This is a genomic window from Marinomonas polaris DSM 16579 (assembly GCF_900129155.1).
In the GTDB taxonomy this organism is placed as follows: Bacteria; Pseudomonadota; Gammaproteobacteria; order Pseudomonadales; family Marinomonadaceae; genus Marinomonas; species Marinomonas polaris.
Genome location: NZ_FQVF01000003.1, coordinates 44,647 through 62,646, shown reverse-complemented (window position 1 = coordinate 62,646; position 18,000 = coordinate 44,647). Strand labels below are relative to the sequence as shown.

20 protein-coding genes are annotated in these 18,000 nt (G+C 40.9%); 19 read left to right on the top strand and 1 reads right to left on the bottom strand.

What is annotated here, in order from left to right; translation table 11 throughout:
• Positions 1-603 precede the first annotated feature (603 nt).
• The 11 genes from BUA59_RS02415 to BUA59_RS02365 all read left to right on the top strand — a co-directional run bounded on the left by BUA59_RS02415 (position 604) and on the right by BUA59_RS02365 (position 9,358).
• The gene (locus BUA59_RS02415) at positions 604-1,437 is read left to right on the top strand and encodes a hypothetical protein (RefSeq protein WP_072838136.1); all 834 of its coding nucleotides are present in this window, start codon (positions 604-606) and stop codon (positions 1,435-1,437) included.
• 92 nt (positions 1,438-1,529) lie between these two features.
• On the top strand, positions 1,530-2,207 hold the full coding sequence (locus BUA59_RS02410; RefSeq protein ID WP_072838135.1) for a hypothetical protein: 678 nt from the start codon (positions 1,530-1,532) through the stop codon (positions 2,205-2,207).
• A gap of 138 nt (positions 2,208-2,345) precedes the next feature.
• Entirely contained in the window at positions 2,346-2,861 is a 516-nt protein-coding gene (locus BUA59_RS02405; protein WP_072838134.1) for a ClbS/DfsB family four-helix bundle protein, read from the top strand.
• Between the two features lie 155 nt (positions 2,862-3,016).
• On the top strand, positions 3,017-3,904 hold the full coding sequence (locus tag BUA59_RS02400; RefSeq protein WP_072838133.1) for a hypothetical protein: 888 nt from the start codon (positions 3,017-3,019) through the stop codon (positions 3,902-3,904).
• 157 nt (positions 3,905-4,061) lie between these two features.
• Positions 4,062-4,442 carry a VOC family protein gene (locus BUA59_RS02395; RefSeq protein WP_072838132.1) on the top strand — a complete coding sequence of 127 codons (381 nt, stop codon included), beginning with the start codon at positions 4,062-4,064 and terminating at the stop codon, positions 4,440-4,442.
• Positions 4,443-4,610: 168 nt separating this feature from the next.
• Positions 4,611-5,183, top strand: a complete 573-nt coding sequence (locus BUA59_RS02390; protein ID WP_072838131.1) for a hypothetical protein — start codon at positions 4,611-4,613, stop codon at positions 5,181-5,183.
• Positions 5,184-5,313: 130 nt separating this feature from the next.
• Complete coding sequence (locus BUA59_RS02385; RefSeq protein ID WP_012070633.1) at positions 5,314-5,619, top strand: NIPSNAP family protein; 306 nt, start codon at positions 5,314-5,316, stop codon at positions 5,617-5,619.
• A gap of 154 nt (positions 5,620-5,773) precedes the next feature.
• Positions 5,774-6,553 carry an alpha/beta fold hydrolase gene (locus BUA59_RS02380; RefSeq protein ID WP_072838130.1) on the top strand — a complete coding sequence of 260 codons (780 nt, stop codon included), beginning with the start codon at positions 5,774-5,776 and terminating at the stop codon, positions 6,551-6,553.
• A 388-nt stretch (positions 6,554-6,941) separates the two neighbouring features.
• A complete protein-coding gene (locus BUA59_RS02375) occupies positions 6,942-7,553 on the top strand; it encodes a LysE family translocator (RefSeq protein WP_072838129.1) in 612 nt (203 codons plus the stop codon).
• Positions 7,554-8,281: 728 nt separating this feature from the next.
• A complete protein-coding gene (locus BUA59_RS02370; protein WP_072838128.1) occupies positions 8,282-8,851 on the top strand; it encodes a DJ-1/PfpI family protein in 570 nt (189 codons plus the stop codon).
• A 147-nt stretch (positions 8,852-8,998) separates the two neighbouring features.
• Positions 8,999-9,358: a ribbon-helix-helix domain-containing protein gene (locus BUA59_RS02365; protein WP_072838127.1), complete on the top strand. Its 360-nt coding sequence runs from the start codon at positions 8,999-9,001 to the stop codon at positions 9,356-9,358.
• A 14-nt stretch (positions 9,359-9,372) separates the two neighbouring features.
• Here the strand turns inward: BUA59_RS02365 and BUA59_RS02360 are convergent, their stop codons facing one another.
• On the bottom strand, positions 9,373-9,858 hold the full coding sequence (locus tag BUA59_RS02360; RefSeq protein WP_072838126.1) for a cytochrome b: 486 nt from the start codon (positions 9,856-9,858) through the stop codon (positions 9,373-9,375).
• Between the two features lie 245 nt (positions 9,859-10,103).
• On the opposite strand from BUA59_RS02360, the gene rluF reads away from it, so the two are divergent.
• The 8 genes from rluF to pqiB all read left to right on the top strand — a co-directional run bounded on the left by rluF (position 10,104) and on the right by pqiB (position 17,996).
• Complete coding sequence (gene rluF / locus BUA59_RS02355; protein ID WP_072838125.1) at positions 10,104-11,153, top strand: 23S rRNA pseudouridine(2604) synthase RluF; 1,050 nt, start codon at positions 10,104-10,106, stop codon at positions 11,151-11,153.
• 554 nt (positions 11,154-11,707) lie between these two features.
• Positions 11,708-11,857: a hypothetical protein gene (locus BUA59_RS23790; protein WP_175550742.1), complete on the top strand. Its 150-nt coding sequence runs from the start codon at positions 11,708-11,710 to the stop codon at positions 11,855-11,857.
• Positions 11,858-12,048: 191 nt separating this feature from the next.
• Entirely contained in the window at positions 12,049-12,402 is a 354-nt protein-coding gene (locus BUA59_RS02350) for a DMT family protein (protein WP_012070624.1), read from the top strand.
• Positions 12,403-12,428: 26 nt separating this feature from the next.
• Entirely contained in the window at positions 12,429-13,430 is a 1,002-nt protein-coding gene (locus BUA59_RS02345; RefSeq protein ID WP_072838124.1) for a hypothetical protein, read from the top strand.
• 6 nt (positions 13,431-13,436) lie between these two features.
• Positions 13,437-14,279 carry an LEA/WHy family protein gene (locus tag BUA59_RS02340; RefSeq protein WP_072838123.1) on the top strand — a complete coding sequence of 281 codons (843 nt, stop codon included), beginning with the start codon at positions 13,437-13,439 and terminating at the stop codon, positions 14,277-14,279.
• Between the two features lie 121 nt (positions 14,280-14,400).
• Complete coding sequence (locus BUA59_RS02335) at positions 14,401-14,901, top strand: DUF2867 domain-containing protein (protein ID WP_072838122.1); 501 nt, start codon at positions 14,401-14,403, stop codon at positions 14,899-14,901.
• Between the two features lie 180 nt (positions 14,902-15,081).
• On the top strand, positions 15,082-16,353 hold the full coding sequence (locus tag BUA59_RS02330; RefSeq protein WP_072838409.1) for a paraquat-inducible protein A: 1,272 nt from the start codon (positions 15,082-15,084) through the stop codon (positions 16,351-16,353).
• Positions 16,350-17,996 (top strand): intermembrane transport protein PqiB, encoded by a 1,647-nt coding sequence (gene pqiB, locus BUA59_RS02325; RefSeq protein WP_084122099.1) that lies wholly within the window; start codon positions 16,350-16,352, stop codon positions 17,994-17,996. Before BUA59_RS02330 ends, pqiB begins: the two co-directional genes overlap by 4 nt.
• Positions 17,997-18,000: the final 4 nt, after the last annotated feature.

Sequence of the window (18,000 nt, the reverse complement as noted above, 5' to 3'; positions counted from 1 at the left end):
TCCATTCAAACGCTTTGTATTCCCGACCTTTTTTCCGCTCTGCTGAGCGGGTAACTTTTTGCAAGCGCCCAAAAAGTAACCAAAAATTCGCTTTATCGGGCTATCGCCCAAACGTCTCATTTGCTTTTTTATGTTGTGTTTAGCAAGACGATTTTTGTCGTAAGGCATAGATTGTTTTTGATGATTTTAGAAAAGGTATTTTTAACTGCCTCTGAAACTCCATAGGGTCGCGCAACTTCGTCGCGTCGAACTGATTTCTTCTGAGATGAAAGTTAAAACGCAATTTATGGGTGGATATACAGTTTATTTTTTTAATGGTTACTTTTTGGCGCGTTTAGCCATTTTAAATAAAACCAATTGTGCGTGTTTTGTACTGGTAGAAACTAAGAAAGTCTCCTAATATCAATGAATAAGGATTCACAGAGCAGAAATAACGCGCTGTGGATAATAGGAATAACTCGCATGCTCGTTTTTCCAGTTTTGATTTTTGTGGAGATCAGTTAAAAAGTATTATTCTTCAGAAAGTTAAAAGGATTTTTGAGTGAATTTAAAAATGTGTAAACGCGCATACGCATTATTAAAATGTTATGCCTAAGGACAACTATGCAGATTGTTGGAGCCGGAGATAAAACATATATATTGCTTAGTGGAATTGAGGTTCCTAAAGATATTAGTCTATCTGAAAACGTGAAGCTCATTCCTGCGGATACGTCGCACCTTGATTTTAATACGGCTGTATCCATTTGCTCTCGACCTGACGATATAGCAGTTGTTGCTGCTTTTATACCGCGGGTTACAGCTCAATTTGAAATCGTTGCCTCCACACAAAAAGAACTAGCAGCTCATGCCTGGAATTCTTCTTGGGATGCCCTGCTTCTTAGTGCAATTTTCCACACGGAAGTAAGCTTTAATCTTCAGTCCGACACGGAAGCACGTTCAATATCTTCTCAAACAAATCTGAGAGCTACGAATCTTCACTTTCAAGGTTTAACTCAAGCACTTCCAAAGAAATTGAGCGATGAAGAAGTGACTTGGATTAATACGCATTTCAGCGATGCCAGAGCTCTACTAGATAAAGAAAAATTTCAAACAGCAGTTCATTGCTTAGCATCTTACCGTTGGCACTCTATGCCAAGAATAAAAATGGCAGTGCTTTGGGCTGGAATAGAGGGAATGTTCGGTGCAAGCACTGAAATTAGATTTCGATTAAGTCTCTGCATAGCTCGCTTTCTTCACCCAGGTGATGCCGATACTAGAAAACAAAAATTTGAGCTAGTAAAAAAACTTTATAATTCAAGATCATCTGCCGTACATGGTGCAAAAGTTAAAGGTGACATTCAGCAGTCAGTTGAGGCCTCTGCGGAGCTTCTAAAGGAACTTATACATCAGAGCATCATTGATAGGGCTATGCCTAACGAAGAAGATCTTGTTCCTTAACACAAGGCATAACAAAACCAGCCAGAGGGACAGTCAAAACGCTACGCGCTTTGCCTGCCCCTGCTGGCGGCGTTAAGTTTCAAGGAGAATATGTGGAACTGTTAAATAATTCTTGGGTAGTTGGTATCGGTGGAGGAATACTTAGCGGCTTGATCGTAACTCTGATCACTCGCTATCTTTTCACCAAAAAAGACAATAAAGAGTATGCTCAAAAGGTTTCAGCGGTCAACAAAGAGGTTGTTTATGCTCTTCGTCCAGGTATATCGGAAGGGTACATTCCAGACAATGAAGTATTATCATCTCTAATAAATGCAACCGCTCGAAAATATAGAGTTGAGCGAGATGATGTATACCAACCTAAGCAAATAGCTGAAGAATTGATAAAAGAGATAATGGATTCAAGTTTTATCTCTTCTGAAACGAAAAAAAACTACAGTGAAACACTAGCTCATTTAGTGACTAAAGAGAAAACTACAGATGCTATCTTGTCTTTGCGAGTTGAACGTACTTCCATAGAATCTGAGTATAGGCAAAAGCAAACAGAAAGAATGAGTGCTATGTTGGGGATTACGGCTGCAATGGGGACTATGGCAGTTGCGTTATCGACAGTGTTAGACAAACCCACGCTGTCATCACCAATCAAAGAGCTGATAAACATTACCCTGCCAACTGTAACAGTTTTAGCATCAGTATTACTGGCAACAATTACAATGCTCATAAGCGTAAAACTAAAAAGGTCACGAGACGGGCGGGAAGAAAAAGAAACTTAACAAACGCCTCAAGAGGGACTGTCAACGCGTGGCGTTTCCAGCCCCTCTTGAGGCGCGGTGGTTGCAGTTGTGGTGTTTGAGTTTAGTGGTAATGCGTTGTCAGCCACTTAGGCGGGCGTTTTGTGAATGGAGAAAATAATGTCTTCAGTTCCTGAATCAAAAGATGAGTTGCTCACAGCTATAAATTCTATATTCCCGAAACTTATGGAAGATTATCAGAGTGTTCCTGCATCAATGGCACGTAAGTGTGAAATTGAAGGTAACGTAAAAGGAACACAAATTAGCGTTTGTGACACTGTCGCTTATCTTATTGGTTGGGGAAACTTGGTCTTGAAATGGCACAGTTTGAAGTCACAAGGTTTGCCAGTCGTTTTTCCTGACACGGGTTATAAATGGAATCAGCTTGGATTGTTGGCGGTCAGTTTTCACGATCAGTACCGTGATTGGCAATACGAGGACTTACTTCAGGAGTTAGACTCAACAATAAATAAGCTTATCTTGTTAGTCGCAAGTTTAAGCAATGAAGAATTGTATGAAACGACGTGGTATGAAAAATGGACATTTGGTCGAATGATCCAGTTCAACACGTCATCGCCAATGAAAAATATGCGAGCCAAAGTTAGGCGATTTAACAAAAACAACAAGCTTCGGTAGGCAATTCACATAACAAACGCCTCAAGAGGGACTGTCAACGCGTGGCGTTTCCAGTCCCAATGAGTCGCGGTGGTTACGGTTGTTGTGTTTGAGTTTAGTGGCATGCGTTGCCAGCCCCTTAGGCGGGCGTTATGTAATTAAGGGGTTTGATTAAAATGACGAAAGTTGATTATGCTAAGTTTGGTTTTGAGCGAGAAGAAAATGAAGTGCCTGATTATAGGAAAGAGTTTGATCCTGTCCAGACCCCTTCAGAACTTTCGTCGAACTTACAAGAAGTAATAGATCGAATTTTATCTCAGTGCCCCGATTGTGATTGGCAAGAAGACTTACTTACGTTCAAGGTAATTGAAGCTCTCCGATATGTGCTGGCAGAGTACAAATTGCCTAATATAGAAAGCCCCTTTGATGGTGCAAAATTTGATTTTGAAGCTTATAAGTTAACGGGGAAAGCAGAGCAAACACATGGAGACATTGCAGTTATTATAACGCGTTTGTTTCCAAACACGACTAAGCCAATTTCTGGCGTTGCATTTTATGAAGCAAAGGCGTCAGGAGCGCATCCTTATGAAACTCATTTATTTCCAGCTTTTTGTGTACAGCAACTACGGCGCTTAGTTTCAAATACACCAAAGTTAAACTACCTGTTTTATAACAAACAGAAGAGACGGTACAATAGTACACGTTGGCCAGGAGCACATGAAGATAAAGAACGAAACGAAATGTGGGGGTTGTATACAGGTCCGCAAGCGAATGCTATTACAGTAGATGCTAACTTTCTGAAGCAATACCGGGATGTTAACTCTGCTCTATCTAATGTGGGGGAATGTTTTGGTTCTCATTTTGTAGAAAGGGTTCTGTCTGGAAGGGACTTAGATTATTCTCGAAACATTGATGAAACAATTAGACGGTGGTTAAAGGTTACGCGTCGTGCCTCACCGTTAATTATCTCTGTTTCAGTTTACGAGGATCCTACTCAAACATTTAGCACTCAACTAGAACTTCCTGGCTTAGAAAAAGTTACTTTTCCTGAAATTGGGTTGTAATTCCTTTCGACACATAGATAACAAAGCCTTCAATAGGGACAGTGTCAACGCGTGGCGATTTTTATTAAATCTTGGCATCTGTGTTTACAGTGTTAAATTGAAGTTTGGTAGTACGCGTTGCTGCCCCTTAACGCGGCATTATACGTTAGGAGTTTAAATGGAATTGAACCAGATTACTTTGCCAGTAAAAAATATGGATGATGCTGTTAACTTTTATCTAAAACTTGGTTTCACTCAAATTGTCGATACGCCGCATTACTCTAGATTTTCTTGCCCAGAAGGGAACTCTACTTTCTCCTTATCTCTCGAATCCGATGAGTTCGAAAATAGTTCTGTAATCTACTTCGAGCATGAGAAACTTGATGAACTGTGTGCTGATTTGTCTCAAAGAGGTTTTCAATTTGAACAATTACCGACAGAACAAAGATACCTGTGGAAAGAGGCCATTCTTAAAGATCCGTCTGGTAATAAAATCAAACTTTACTGGGCAGGTGAGAATCGTTTAAACCCTCCTTGGAAAGTCGAGAAACACATATAACAAACGTATTAAATCGCTCGCTGGGGTGCTAATACATGAGCTGCGTTAATCCATTCCTAATTTGAGCCTATGTGTTATCGCCTTTATGCGGGTGTTAAGGGATCGGGTGAGTCTCGGGTCAGTGCGTTCAACATTGAAATATATGACGGCTAGTTTTGAGGAGACTACATGTTAACCGAGTGGATGAATGTATTTTGCGAATTTTTTGATCGAAATGCATCGCAAATAGGTGCGGTAATGTACGCAGAAGGATGCAGAGAAGGTTGGCTCCAGGGAGAGATGTTTCGCCAATCTGAAGACAAAAATTTTATGGTAAATTCATACAAGATTGGTCCCAGAGGTAAAGCTCTTGACTTGCATGGGTTTAGACCAAGAAGTAATTCGTCACCTCAAACCATGGTTGGGGAAATAAAGATAATCGCAACTTCCTTTCTGAATAAAAATATAGCGGGAAAAAATAACCTTTCTGAATTCATAAAGAGTGACAAGACCATCGTCACGCAGTCTCATCTAGACTCCGTGAATCCTAAAGAAGGATCTTTGCTAAAGGATGTTGTGCGTTTGAAAGGCATACCGGATCAAGATATTGAAAAATACATGATTCTTGTAATTCCCGAATATGAAAGTGACGAAGTGAACGTCAATCTAAAGAAAGCTCTGTTTGGTGTAGAAATATCGAGTATTCATGTTAAACGCGAGTATCCAGACGATCACTTCAGCGTCAGGATTTGGAAAATATAGTTGGCGAGATGTTGATATTTCCGCGCGCACCACATAACAATCAGTAGTAAGGGACAAACCTACGTTGCGCCCCTGTTCTAGGTGCCATGCCTAACCCACAAAATCAAGCAATTAGAAGGAATTGATGTTTATGATTACTTGCTATGTCAGGTATGTGATAGATCCCAAGAAGGTTAGGGAGTTCGAAGAATACGCGAAAATGTGGATTCCTCTCGTTGAGAAATTTGGTGGCCAACACAATGGCTATTTTCTACCATCTGAAGGCGCAAATAATATCGCTTTGGCTCTTTTTACATTTGAAAGTTTGTCTGCTTACGAGGATTATCGCACTAAGTCTCTGAATGACGCTGAGTGTATTAAAGCTTTCGAATTTGCTGATAAAGTGGACTGCATTATCAGTTATGAGCGTAGTTTTTTTCGACCTGTACTTGGTTAAACAATCTACGGATAACAAGCGCTTTAAGACGGATTCTTAACGTTTGGCAGTTTTAGTTGGATTTGGCTTTTGCGGTTACTGTGCTAAGAGGAAGCTCTTGATAGTAGGTTGCCAGCCACTTAAGCTGGCATTAATAATTTAACGAGATTTGATAATGAAATACAAAAGAGAGGGTAACGGAGATTACCTTGTATTGGTTCATGGAGCATTGACTGATAGCTCTATGTGGAATGATCACTTGGCGTATTTAGCTGCTGATTTTGAAGTGGTGTCTATTACGTTACGTTGTTTCGATGAAGGTGATGTAGAAGGTTTTGGTTTAAATACTCACGCTGATGATTTAGCCGAGTTGGTTAATCAGCTTTCCAAGGAGAAAGCCGTCAATATAGTTGGCTGGTCGTATGGAGCAGATGTGGTGTTGAATGCTCTAGTAAAGCACGACTTGTTTGTTGCTAAGGTTTTTCTCTATGAGCTTGGTTATCCCGGATGTTTGCAAGAACCAGAATTGGGGGCATGGCAGCTGGATGCTAACAAGATGTTTGGTCCTGTGTTTGAGCATTTCTCAAGTGGTAACCTTGTGCAAGCGGTGGAGTCTTTGATTGATGGCTCAGGAAATGAGCAAGGCTATTTTCATGGTCAAAGTGAGTCGGTGAAGGCTCTTCAGCTGGCTAAAAAATATACTTTGTCTTATCAGCTCAATCAAAAAGAGCAGCCTTTGATAAATGCTGAGACTGTGTCAACAATCAATGTTCCTGTTGTTTTTGGTTATGGTGAGAACACCCGTGACCTTTTTAAGTTGGTAACCGTTAGAGCGTCAGAGTTGCTAGGGAGTAGCCTACGAATAGAATTACTCGGTGAAAGTCACATGATGCCGCAAGAGAAGCCAAGAGAGTTCTCGCAATATATTAAGAACATATTTTCACCAGAGTGTTAACTTATCAGATAAGTTTGATTTTCAAAGATCACTATTATTGATTTGTGATGCTCATTTTATAATGACTAAAAAAACGTAATCATTAAATTGGTTTCAGGTGAAAAATAGATTCGTTTTTCATTTGAAGCCAATTCGCCAGAGTTTATGGCCATGAGTGTTGATGATAAAAAGCTTTCTCGGCTTTACTTCATTTATACCTACTTATAAGTCAACTTTATTGTTACAGCCAAAAAGTTATCTGATGCTTTGGCGGAACTGAAACCGAGATAAATTTCTATTCTAGCGTTTTGTATTCCTAATATTTGTTTTTCTCGAAGATAAGAGGATGTAAAGTGTGGATGATTAGTTAAGTAGACTACGACAAGATAATGTAACGAAGGAGATGTGGATGGACAGTTATGCTTTATTTTTAATCATTGCCATAGCAACCGTATTAAGCCCCGGCCCAGGTGTGATTTTGACGCTTACTAACTCGATTCGCTATGGTATGTCTGGCGCTATTGGTGGGATTCTCGGGATTTCCTGCGGTACATTTATTGTTGCAGGTATATCAGCCACTAGTTTAGGGCTTTTACTGGCAACATCGACACTTGCATTCAGTATCATGAAATTTGTAGGAGCTGCGTACCTTGTTTATCTTGGTATTAAATTATGGCGTTCACCTGCTAGAAAAATCGAAGGTAATGGTTCTGCTATAAGAAGCAAAAAACGACAGTTTATTGAAGGCTTAACAATTCAACTGACAAATCCAAAAGCGGTGTTCTTCTTTATGTCAGTATTCCCACAATTTATCGACTTCACCTCGAATTACGTCGGGCAATTTACGCTCCTAGTCGTTACCTACAGCAGTCTCGTTGTCATCATTCATTTGCTCTATGCGTATCTAGCAAAATCAGCACGTGGCTGGCTTTCTTCTGAAAAAGGTGGACGTATGGTTAATCGTCTTGGCGGTGGAACATTTATCGGCTTTGGTGTTGCTCTTGCGGCTGCTGGTAAGTAGCAAACTCTTTAGGGTGGCAAGGAATTTCCATTCAAATGCTTTGAACTTCCAACCTTTATTCTACTCAGCTGAGCTGAATTAGTGTGCATCTTAGAGTCATTGATAGGTAACAAATATACCCAGAAGATCTAAAGAACAACCCATCCTGACCCTTGGAAGGCAAAAGGGGAAGGGACTAAGCCCCGTTCAACAAAGCTGAATTAGTTGACCAATACATTGCGAATATGGAGCGTTTGAGAGAAGCTTAAGCTCCACATCGGCCTAAAGGTGCGACTTACAAAATGAAAGCTTCGCTTTCAGCGTCAGATTACGCCTCGTTCCTCGTCTCATCAGACCTACGTTTTTGGGTTCCACTATGAAGTCAGTTCGACGCGACGAAGTTGCGCGACTTTATGGAGTTTCAGAGTCAGTTAAAAATACCCTTCCTTGTCACATCAAAAACAATCCATGCCTTACGATATAACGAGCGTAGGTAGCAATCATGTTCCTACGCAGAAAATCAGGCATTAAAGATCTTAAACAGACCTTTTGGTAACTTTTGCGTCGTTTGGCAAAAGTTACACGCTCAGCAGAGCGGAATAAAGGTCGGAAGTTCAAAGCGTTTGAATGGAATCAAAGAAAACCAAATCGCCAGCGGCGAAACCTCAATGTAATAACCCCTTAATACCTTTTCCCTTTCTCTAGCTGTTACAACATAGGACGTTTTAACCAAAACAGGAGAAAGTGTCATGTCTAATAAAAAGATCTTAATGATCACGGGTGATTTCACGGAAGACTACGAAACTATGGTGCCGTTTCAGGCGTTGATGAGTGTCGGTCATACGGTGCATGCGGTGTGTCCAGATAAGAAGTCTGGCGATACGGTGGCGACGGCGATTCATGATTTTGAGGGTGATCAAACGTACACAGAAAAGCCGGGTCACCGTTTTGCTTTGAATGCGACGTTTGCCGATATCAAGGTGGAAGATTACGACGCTTTGGTGATTCCAGGTGGTCGAGCACCTGAGTATCTTCGTTTGAATAAAACCGTAGTTGCGATGGTGAAGCACTTTTTTGATACCAATAAACCTGTGGCGGCGGTTTGTCATGGCGCGCAGTTGCTTGCGGCAGCAGGTGTGTTGGAAGGCAGAAAATGTTCTGCGTATCCTGCTTGTCAGCCTGAAGTGGAGCTTGCGAAAGGTGAGTTTATGGATATTCCAGTAGATCAAGCTGTGACTGACGGTAATCTAGTAACAGCGCCAGCGTGGCCTGCGCATCCGGCGTGGCTTGCTCAGTTTTATGTGTTATTGGAAAGCTAAGTTAAATGTACTGAGTGAGTTCGGGTGAGTTTAGTAAGTGTAAAAGTATGAACTCATCCGACTTTTTCCCCGTATCTTGGGCTAGACTGTTTGCATTGAGCCATTCATTTCAATAATAAAAAAACGTCATTCAGTAGGGAAAATACAATGTGTAAGCTCTTTGTGAATTCAGATCCTAGCCTATGGCAAAATGTCACTCGTTCTTTGCGTATTGATGGCATGGTCACCAGTATTCGATTGGAAAGTTTCTTTTGGTTTACGCTGGAAGAGATAGCTCAGCGCGACAAGTTGTCTCTGTCGCAAATGATCGCCAAGCTCAATCATGAAGCCTTGGACGCTGGTCACGATTTAGATAATTTCACGTCTTTTTTACGAGTTTGTGCAATGCGCTATCTGCATTTGCAAACCATTGGTATGCTGCCTCACTCCCATGAAGTGAGCATAGCGTCTCTTAATACAGATCGTATTCTTGAACAGGAGAGATACTATCTAGAGACGCATCAGTAACAATTTATTGGTCGCTATTTCTGCCCAAACATTTTTAGTAGTGTTCCATCTTTCAATACGTATTGATGAAACAATGCTGCAGCTGCGTGTAGCAAGACTAACGTCATCATGATGTTCATCGCTATTTCGTGTACATCTCCCATGATATGAATGCCTAAGTACCAAGCTGTTGCGCCAAATACTGGCACTAAAAACATCAGTAAATATAAGAATTCATGGACGATACGAGAGACGCGGTCGAGTAAACTCTTCGAGTCTGTTTTGGATTTTTTAGACATGAAGCGAACGATAATGCGGATCACAACCAGAGCAATTATGCCCAAGCCGACATATACATGCAGTGATGAAACTAAGTTATAACCAGTGTTGCTGTCGTCTAGATGTTGACGAAAAGCGCGTCCCATTCCTTCACTGACGAAGTAGTTAAAAATAATTAAAGCCGCAATGGCCCAGTGCAGTAAAATTTGCGCTGTGTTGTAAGATCGCTCTTGGTTTTGCATTTGAATCTCCATAGATAACCGATTGAGGTGGTGCCACCGCTTTTGCTCATCAATTCTAGCGATGCAAGATTAAGACTTTCTTAACAGTTATACGATTATGGATATATTTCTAGGTTTCTGGCTTTCTCTCCTAAAATGCTCACTGCGTTTCCTATATAATGGGCGCCATCTCGTTGTTGACGATTCATTCAGTTTAGGCTCTTTTTTAATAAGAAAGGCTTTTTATTAGGTAAAAATGGCACTTTATGTTTAACGCTTCATCTACTCGTTTAAATAAATACATCAGCGAAAGCGGTATCTGCTCTCGAAGAGACGCTGACCGCTTTATTGAACAAGGTAATGTGTTCATCAATGGCAAGCGTGCTTCGGTGGGCGATCAAGTTGTTGCCGGTGATACGGTGCGAGTTAATGGGCAGATCATTGAGCCGCAGGATGCGGATGACTTTGTTTTTATTGTGCTGAATAAGCCCGTTGGTATTGTGAGTACCACGGAAAGTTCTGAAAAAAATAATATTGTTGATTTTGTTAGCCATGGAGTTCGTATTTTCCCAATTGGTCGTTTGGACAAAGATTCCCAAGGTTTGATTTTTTTGACCAACAATGGCGACCTTGTTAATAAAGTATTGCGTGCTGGCAATAATCACGAGAAAGAATATTTGGTGACGGTAAATAAGCCAATCACTGATGATTTTATTGCTGGTTTGGCCGGTGGTGTGCCTATCTTGGGAACGATGACAAAGAAATGTCCTGTTACTAAGGTTGCTGCTAACGTGTTTAACATCACGTTAGTGCAAGGTTTGAATCGTCAAATTCGCCGAATGTGTGAGCATTTTGGCTATGAAGTTATGAAGCTTGAACGAACACGGATTATGAACGTCAGTCTAAAAGGCATTCCAGTGGGGGAGTGGCGAGATTTAACGCCCAAAGAATTGTCTGTGTTGCTGAAATCGATTGAAGATTCGTCTTCAGAAGCCAGTGCGCCAGCGAAGAAGTCTCGCAATGCGCCGCGAAAGAATACTCGTACTGACGGCTCTTCAAAATCAAACTTGTCGTCAAAACCAATGAGCACAGCAAAAGGGAATACCAAATACCCTAAAGATGACGCTAGAAAACCAGCAGGTTCTAAGGGCAAAGACAGACGTCCTTTTGGTGATAGTAAAAAGCCTGCAGGCAACGGTGCCGGTAAACGACCAACCGGTAAACCGGGTGGATCACCAAAAAGTAATGGCAAGCCGGCTACAAATGGTAAGCGTCCGTCAGTTGGTAGAGGCTCGCAGAAGTCTTCGCGCCCATAGTAATTGATTTGCGTTACAACGGTGGTTTTAATAAAAAAGCCCTAATCAAATTAGGGCTTAGATGACTCGAATTTAACGCCACCATGACAATATGGTGGCTAGCTGGAGGGATTAATTACCTAATACATTGGTCGGAGATTTTTTGGTCACCTTCGCTGCTTTCTTTTCTTTTGCCGTTAAAAGCGGTTTCTTTTTTGTCTCTTTTTTACTGTTTTGACCCTTGCTCATGATATTCACCATTAGTCATCACTGTATAACCTCAGTCGGTTCTCACCAACTTAAGGGCTGTTGCTGCGCACGGTTGTAATAGACGCCGTGAAATTTGTTACGTAGCAAACTGAGTATGTTCTTATTGTGGAGCAAGTAAAGGGATACTTTATTCAATAGTGCTAAGAAAGTTACTTAGTTCAATATGACTTATGCTTTGGTGCTCATTTTGTCAGTTTTTTGAGGCTTTTAAGGGGGAATTAAGAATACTTTTGTATAATGTTGTTTGATGGTTTGTGTAACGCCAAGCAAGTTTCTATGATGATTTTTCATCAATGGGGTTTATTATGAAAATCATCAAGCAAATGTTTCGATTTCTATCGGTTGGTATTGTTGTGGTGACGATGACAGCTTGTGTTATGGCGCCTCCTGGACCGCCTGGTCCTAGATATGTCGGTGGACCAGGGTATGGCGGCGCTCCTGCTATGCACCCATGAGAGTGATAAAATTATTGTCATAGAAGGAACGTTTTGACGTTCCTTTTTTTTCGGATGTGGAGCTTAATTTTGATTTAGAAATTGGGTTCTATTTGGTAATGTTCGCAAGTATTTTTGTTCTGCTGATGTTCCGTAGTTTATTTGTAAAAGTACTGTTTATTAGCCACCTATTTGTATTCTCTGGAAAGTATATGAATCCTATTGCCTTGAGTGTTTCTTTATTAATTTGTAGCAACATTTTCATGACGTTTGCTTGGTATGCTCATTTAAAAGAGTTGAATAATAAGCCTTGGATCATTGCTGCTTTGATCAGCTGGGGCATTGCCCTATTTGAGTATTTGTTGCAGGTGCCTGCTAATCGTATTGGCTACACTGCACTGAATGTTGGGCAGTTAAAAATTATGCAGGAAGTGATAACCTTGATGGTCTTTGTACCATTTTCGGTTTATTACTTAAAAGAGCCTTTAAAACTGGATTACCTATGGGCTGGGTTATGTTTAGTTGGCGCAGTTTATTTTGCCTTTCGCAGTAAGTTTAGCGTGTAACACAAATTGTATTGTTAAGGATGGTTATGTACACAGACGAAGATTTAAATTTAGCGGTCAAGAATGGTGTCTTTTCTGCTACGTCGGTAGAGGAGTTTCGCCAGCTTGTATCGTCCTCAAATGGCTCCTCGGCAGTAGATGAAGAGAACTTTCGTTTGGTAGGTGGTTTTAACGATATTTTTATTGTGATTGCTTGTGCTTTGCTGTTGTTTTCATCGCTTTGGGTGTTGATGTCGATTAATGAAAGCTTAGGCTATTTGGTGTTTGCTGCCTTATCTTGGGGGCTAGCAGAAGTATTTGTACTGCGCCGGAAAATGGCTTTGCCAGCGATTGTGTTATTGCTGGCATTTGTTGGTGGAGTGTTTGCTTTTACGGTGTCTTTATTTGGTATTCAATCTAGTTACGCGGTGATTTTCGCTACGGCTTTTTCAACTCTGGCTGCTTACTTTCATTGGCGCCGTTTTAATGTGCCTATTACGGTTGCTGTTGGGACAGGGACTGGGCTGGCTTTATTGGGCTCTACAGTGCTGAGTATTTTTCCTGACAGTGCAGGGTTTGTCATGGTGACCTTGTTTTTATGCGGTTGTGTGGCGTTTGTTTTAGCTATGTATTGGGATGCTGGCGATACAAGCCGTACAACACGCAAATCTGATGTGGCTTTTTGGTTGCATTTGTTGTCTGCACCTTTGATTATCCATCCTATTTTTTCAAGCCTTGGGGTGCTAGATGGTAATGAAAGTTTGAGTAATATGTTGCTGATTGTGCTTCTGTATTTATTGATGACGATGGTATCTATCTCTATTGATCGTCGCGCTTTCATGGTGTCGTCATTGATGTATGTGATTTACGCTTTGACGAGTCTAATTGAAAATTACGGCGGTGTTGGTTATAGCTTTGCGATTACTGGTATTGTGATGGGGGCATCTTTGTTGTTGCTATCTATTTATTGGCATGCGGTTCGGTCTGTATTTGTACAACGATTGCCTGAGCGTATACAAGGCTATCTTCCAGTGATTAAGAGAAGGTAGGGTAGTATGTTTTATCGTTTTATAGGAATGGCGCTCATTGTGCTTTTGTCTGGCTGTAGCGCCTTACAGAAGACGATGGATGTCCATAAGCCAACGGCATCGGTAACGGGTGTTTCGATTGAGAGTTTATCGACCGAGGCCGTGACTCTGTTGGTCGATGTGAAAGTTACTAACCCTAACTCTTTTGCATTTAAGACAGCAGGTTTTGATCTAGATCTGTTAGTCAATAAACACAATATAGCGACGATAAATCAGCCTGATAGCAGTTTATCTTTGCCTGCAAAAGGCAGTAATAGTGTGCGGTTGCCTGTAACATTGATGTTTGATCAAGTCATTAAGAGCGTAGGTGATTTGGCAAACAAAACAGAATTGGATTACGCAGTTGAAGGCAAAGTGGCGATCAATTTACCTGTATTAGGTGATTTTGATATGCCAGTTGATTTTGCAGGTGTTCTTCTTATCCCTAAGCAACCGGACATTACGTTTAAAAATTTAAATATAGATTCAATTGGTTTAAGTGGCGTTAAGCTTAGTGTCGACTTGGAGATTGTTAATCCTAACCGCTTTGATGTGAACTTGAGTAACGTTCGTTATCAGTTAAAGACAGAGGGTAAATCACTAGGCGAAGGCAGGATTCAAAATATCGACTTATTGGAAGGTAAGACTCAGCACCTTTCGATACCACTTTCTATCGCTATGAGTGGTATGGGTTCTAGTTTGTACCGCCTTTTGACAAGTTCTGATCCTATAGCGGTAGATGTGAGTGTTGGTGCCGATGTGGATACTAATATTGGCGGCTGGAAGTCCACCCCGTTGTCATTTGAAACTAAGCAGATATTGAATCGTTAGCGATGATTGATTTTTTGTTTTTTTGTTTTTTTGTGTTCGTAAGATTAGATATGACGTCTTTCTTTAAACAATGGAAACAAAAGTAAATAGATTAAAGGAAAGGGTTTAAAGGAATAAAAATATGAATAATCCCCCTCGAAAAGCTGCTATTTCGTTGATGACTGACAATGCGTATTTTATGGATTGCTTTGTTGGTTATGTCGTAAATAAAAATCAGACTGCCATGGAAATTTGGTTGTCTATGGCGAAAGAAGCCCCTGAGTGGTTTAACTTCTTAATGTCTCTACGTAACAGAATTGTTAGCTGTCTGGGATTGAAGGACCTTGGGGCATTGGGAGATATTATTTCTTCAAAACAAGCTGATGATTATCTAGAAGGAGATCGAGTCGGCATTTTTTCTGTTTTTATGAATGAAGCAAACGAAGTTATTCTGGAAGACAATGATAAGCATCTTAATGTTAGGTTGTCTTTGTATATAGAGTCGGAAGTTGATGTTCAAAAAGTTTCTATCACGACGGTTGTACATGTTAATAACCGCTTAGGTAAGGCTTACATGCTGTTTGTTGGACCAGTCCATAAATTAATTGTGCCAGCGATTTTGTCTCGGCTACCGAAAGTTTAATGAGAGTATCTTTTACTTTTATAGAGCCTTGTGAGTGTGGATTGTTAACTAGGTAGGTTATCAATGCATAAATTGCTTTTGAACGTTATATCTTAGATAGCTTGATTCTTGTCTGTGTTCTCGTGTTAGATAGGTTCTTGGGCGTTTTATTAGGGTTCTTTATTGAGTCGTGGTTTTGGTATGAGTCATTACGTGTTTCACGAAAATATAACGACTTGTGAAGAGTGCGATTTCGTTAACAGTATACCGCCGCTGCAGAGTGGTGAGCGTTTTAGATGTCAACATTGTGGCCATGTTTTAGTGAGCATTCATAAACATGTTGCAGCACGAATTATGGGGGCAGGTTTGTCAGCTTTGTTGATGCTGGCGTTAGCCATGAGTTTTCCTTTTCTTGGTTTTTCTACCAACGGTATTGAACGTAGTGTTACTTTATTTAATACGTTGAGTGTCTTGCTTAGTCATGGCTATCTTGTGCTAGGGGCTATCATTAGCTTAGCGCTGTTTGTATTTCCTCTTGTTTACTTGTTTTCGGTTTTATTTCTAGTTTGGTCTTTTCAACATAAAGAAGTGCTGAATTTTGCTCAGCGCTATTGTATTCGATGGCTTGTGGTTGTTCAGCCTTGGTTGATGGTCGATGTTTTTTTAGTTGGCATTCTAGTGGCATTAGTCAAGATGAGTAGCTTGGCTGATATTTCATTGAAACTGTCTTTTTGGGCTTTTTGTGGTTACGTCATTTTGTTATTAAAAACCATCACTTTAGTTGATAAACGTTGGTTTTGGAATCAGGTCGCTGGTAAGGCGGCTGATCACCCTATGATTGATACGACGGCTAAGCAGCAAGGGTTAATTGGTTGCCATTTTTGCGGTGCAACTCAGCTTGGTAATGCGAAGCATTGCGATCGCTGCGGCCACTCTATTAATAGTAGGCGTCCGAAAAGTATCATGACAACTGTTGCCTTGTTAATTGCTTCTTTAGTTATGTATATACCTGCGAATGTATTTCCTATTATGCAGACCACGTTTTTAGGCAGTACCGAACCCTCGACCATTATGGGAGGCGTGTTGTTGCTTTGGTCGTTGGGGTCCTATCCTGTTGCCTTGATTATCTTGTTTGCGAGTGTGGTGATTCCTCTAGCTAAAGTGTTGGCGTTGAGTTGGTTGTGTTGGCAAAGTTATTTTCCAAGTCATAGGCAGACCGAGCAAAAAATAAAACTGTATCGTATTACTGAGCTGGTGGGGCGTTGGTCAATGATTGATGTTTTTGTGGTGGCTATATTGACCAGTTTAGTTCAGATGGGAAATTTCATGTCAATTTTGCCGGGTCCTGCGGTGTTGTCCTTTACGGCCGTTATTGTTTTAACTATGTTAGCGGCAATGACATTTGATCCAAGATTACTATGGGATAAAGACGATGCACCTAGTGCCTCCTCTTTAGCAAGGAGAGAAGAGTGAGTGATCCGAACAAGCAAGTCGAAAATATGCGTCAAGTCCGATTTAACTCTATTTGGCTCGTGCCTTTAATCGCGCTTTTGGTTGCAGGTTGGATGCTCTATCAAAACTGGTCAAGCCAAGGGCCTGTTATTACTTTGTTGGCAGCCAATGCCGATGGATTAGAAATAGGTAAGACAAAACTTAAATCTCGTAACGTAGATGTGGGTAGGGTGATCGATATCCGTCTTAGTGAAGATTATGAGAACGCTATTATTAAAGTTCGCATGAACCACGGTACAGAACAAATGTTGCGTGATGACGCAAGGTTTTGGGTGGTAAAGCCTCGAATTGGTAAAGAAGGGGTAAGTGGCCTTGGTACTCTTCTATCTGGGGCTTATATTGATATGACTCCTGGTATGAAAGGGCGTTTACAAACGGATTTTACGCTTTTAAGTCAGCCGCCACTTTCGACTGAAAATGAAGGTGTACGTCTTGTTTTATCTAGCACTGAAGGTTCTAAACTGGACGTTGGTGCTTTGGTACATTTTCGTGGTTACGAAGTCGGCTATGTTGAAAAAGTCGGCTTTGACACAGAAAAAGGCGCCATCACTTATCGTGTTGTAATTCGCTCGCCTTATGATGCTTTGGTAAATAGTGATGTGCAGTTTTGGATGACGCCTGGGTTATCATTTAAGAGCTCTGCAAGTGGTTTTGAAATTCGACTCGATTCATTAGAGACATTTTTTGCGGGTGGTATTTCCTTTGGGTTACCTCCTGGTAGAACCGCAGGACAACCCGTTAAAGATATGGCTCCATTTCGCCTGTTCTCTTCTAGAGAAAGTGCCGCTAATAATATGTTTAGTGAATTTATTAACTATGTCTTTTTGTTTGAGAGCAATATTAGTGGTTTAACGCCTGGTGCCGCGGTTGAGTTTCGCGGTGTACGAATTGGTACTGTGCTTGATGTGCCATTTAACGGCATCCCAATGGATTCGTTGACTTCCCTTGATACGCCTTTAATTCCTGTTCGTGCACGTATCGAACCCCAGCGTTTGAATTCTTTAGATACCTCTGGTGCGATGTCATTGCAGAAATGGAATGAATTAATCGAAGATCGTATTAATAAAGGGGTTAGGGCCTCTTTAAAAATTGGTAACTACTTGAATGGCGCAAAAGTTATTAATATTGATTTTATGAAAAATCCACCACCAGTGACAATAAAGGAATTTGCCGGTTACCAGATTTTTCCGACGGCACCGGACGCGCTCGCTAATATTGAAACAAAAGTGGGTGCCATCTTAGATAATGTGTCTCAAGTGCCTCTTAATAAGACGTTTGAGCAGCTTGGTCAAACGATGAATGAGGCCAACGAAACATTACGCCAATTACAAGAACTGAGTAAAAGTGTCAAACAGCTGATTGATAAATCAGAGACTCAACAGCTTCCAGCAGATCTTGCTGCAACGATTAATGAGTTGAATCTAACACTGGAAACTTATCAGGCAAATGGTCAAATTGGTCGTCCTTTGAAAGAAAATATGGTGTCGTTAGGACGAGCGTTAAATGAATTGCAGCCATTGCTTCGTCAGTTGAGAGAGAATCCAAATACTTTGATTTTTGACAGTAAACCACGAGCAGATGTTGAGCCGAAAGCGGCGAAGTAGTTGA

What these genes read in the sequence shown, in the direction of transcription:
- BUA59_RS02415 (WP_072838136.1), top strand. Translation starts at nt 604, where the DNA reads ATGCAGATTGTTGGAGCCGGAGATAAAACATATATATTGCTTAGTGGA.
- BUA59_RS02405 (WP_072838134.1), top strand. Translation starts at nt 2,346, where the DNA reads ATGTCTTCAGTTCCTGAATCAAAAGATGAGTTGCTCACAGCTATAAAT.
- BUA59_RS02400 (WP_072838133.1), top strand. Translation starts at nt 3,017, where the DNA reads ATGACGAAAGTTGATTATGCTAAGTTTGGTTTTGAGCGAGAAGAAAAT.
- BUA59_RS02395 (WP_072838132.1), top strand. Translation starts at nt 4,062, where the DNA reads ATGGAATTGAACCAGATTACTTTGCCAGTAAAAAATATGGATGATGCT.
- BUA59_RS02390 (WP_072838131.1), top strand. Translation starts at nt 4,611, where the DNA reads ATGTTAACCGAGTGGATGAATGTATTTTGCGAATTTTTTGATCGAAAT.
- BUA59_RS02385 (WP_012070633.1), top strand. Translation starts at nt 5,314, where the DNA reads ATGATTACTTGCTATGTCAGGTATGTGATAGATCCCAAGAAGGTTAGG.
- BUA59_RS02380 (WP_072838130.1), top strand. Translation starts at nt 5,774, where the DNA reads ATGAAATACAAAAGAGAGGGTAACGGAGATTACCTTGTATTGGTTCAT.
- BUA59_RS02375 (WP_072838129.1), top strand. Translation starts at nt 6,942, where the DNA reads ATGGACAGTTATGCTTTATTTTTAATCATTGCCATAGCAACCGTATTA.
- BUA59_RS02370 (WP_072838128.1), top strand. Translation starts at nt 8,282, where the DNA reads ATGTCTAATAAAAAGATCTTAATGATCACGGGTGATTTCACGGAAGAC.
- BUA59_RS02365 (WP_072838127.1), top strand. Translation starts at nt 8,999, where the DNA reads ATGTGTAAGCTCTTTGTGAATTCAGATCCTAGCCTATGGCAAAATGTC.
- BUA59_RS02360 (WP_072838126.1), bottom strand. Translation starts at nt 9,858, where the DNA reads ATGCAAAACCAAGAGCGATCTTACAACACAGCGCAAATTTTACTGCAC.
- rluF (WP_072838125.1), top strand. Translation starts at nt 10,104, where the DNA reads ATGTTTAACGCTTCATCTACTCGTTTAAATAAATACATCAGCGAAAGC.
- BUA59_RS23790 (WP_175550742.1), top strand. Translation starts at nt 11,708, where the DNA reads ATGAAAATCATCAAGCAAATGTTTCGATTTCTATCGGTTGGTATTGTT.
- BUA59_RS02350 (WP_012070624.1), top strand. Translation starts at nt 12,049, where the DNA reads ATGAATCCTATTGCCTTGAGTGTTTCTTTATTAATTTGTAGCAACATT.
- BUA59_RS02345 (WP_072838124.1), top strand. Translation starts at nt 12,429, where the DNA reads ATGTACACAGACGAAGATTTAAATTTAGCGGTCAAGAATGGTGTCTTT.
- BUA59_RS02340 (WP_072838123.1), top strand. Translation starts at nt 13,437, where the DNA reads ATGTTTTATCGTTTTATAGGAATGGCGCTCATTGTGCTTTTGTCTGGC.
- BUA59_RS02335 (WP_072838122.1), top strand. Translation starts at nt 14,401, where the DNA reads ATGAATAATCCCCCTCGAAAAGCTGCTATTTCGTTGATGACTGACAAT.
- BUA59_RS02330 (WP_072838409.1), top strand. Translation starts at nt 15,082, where the DNA reads ATGAGTCATTACGTGTTTCACGAAAATATAACGACTTGTGAAGAGTGC.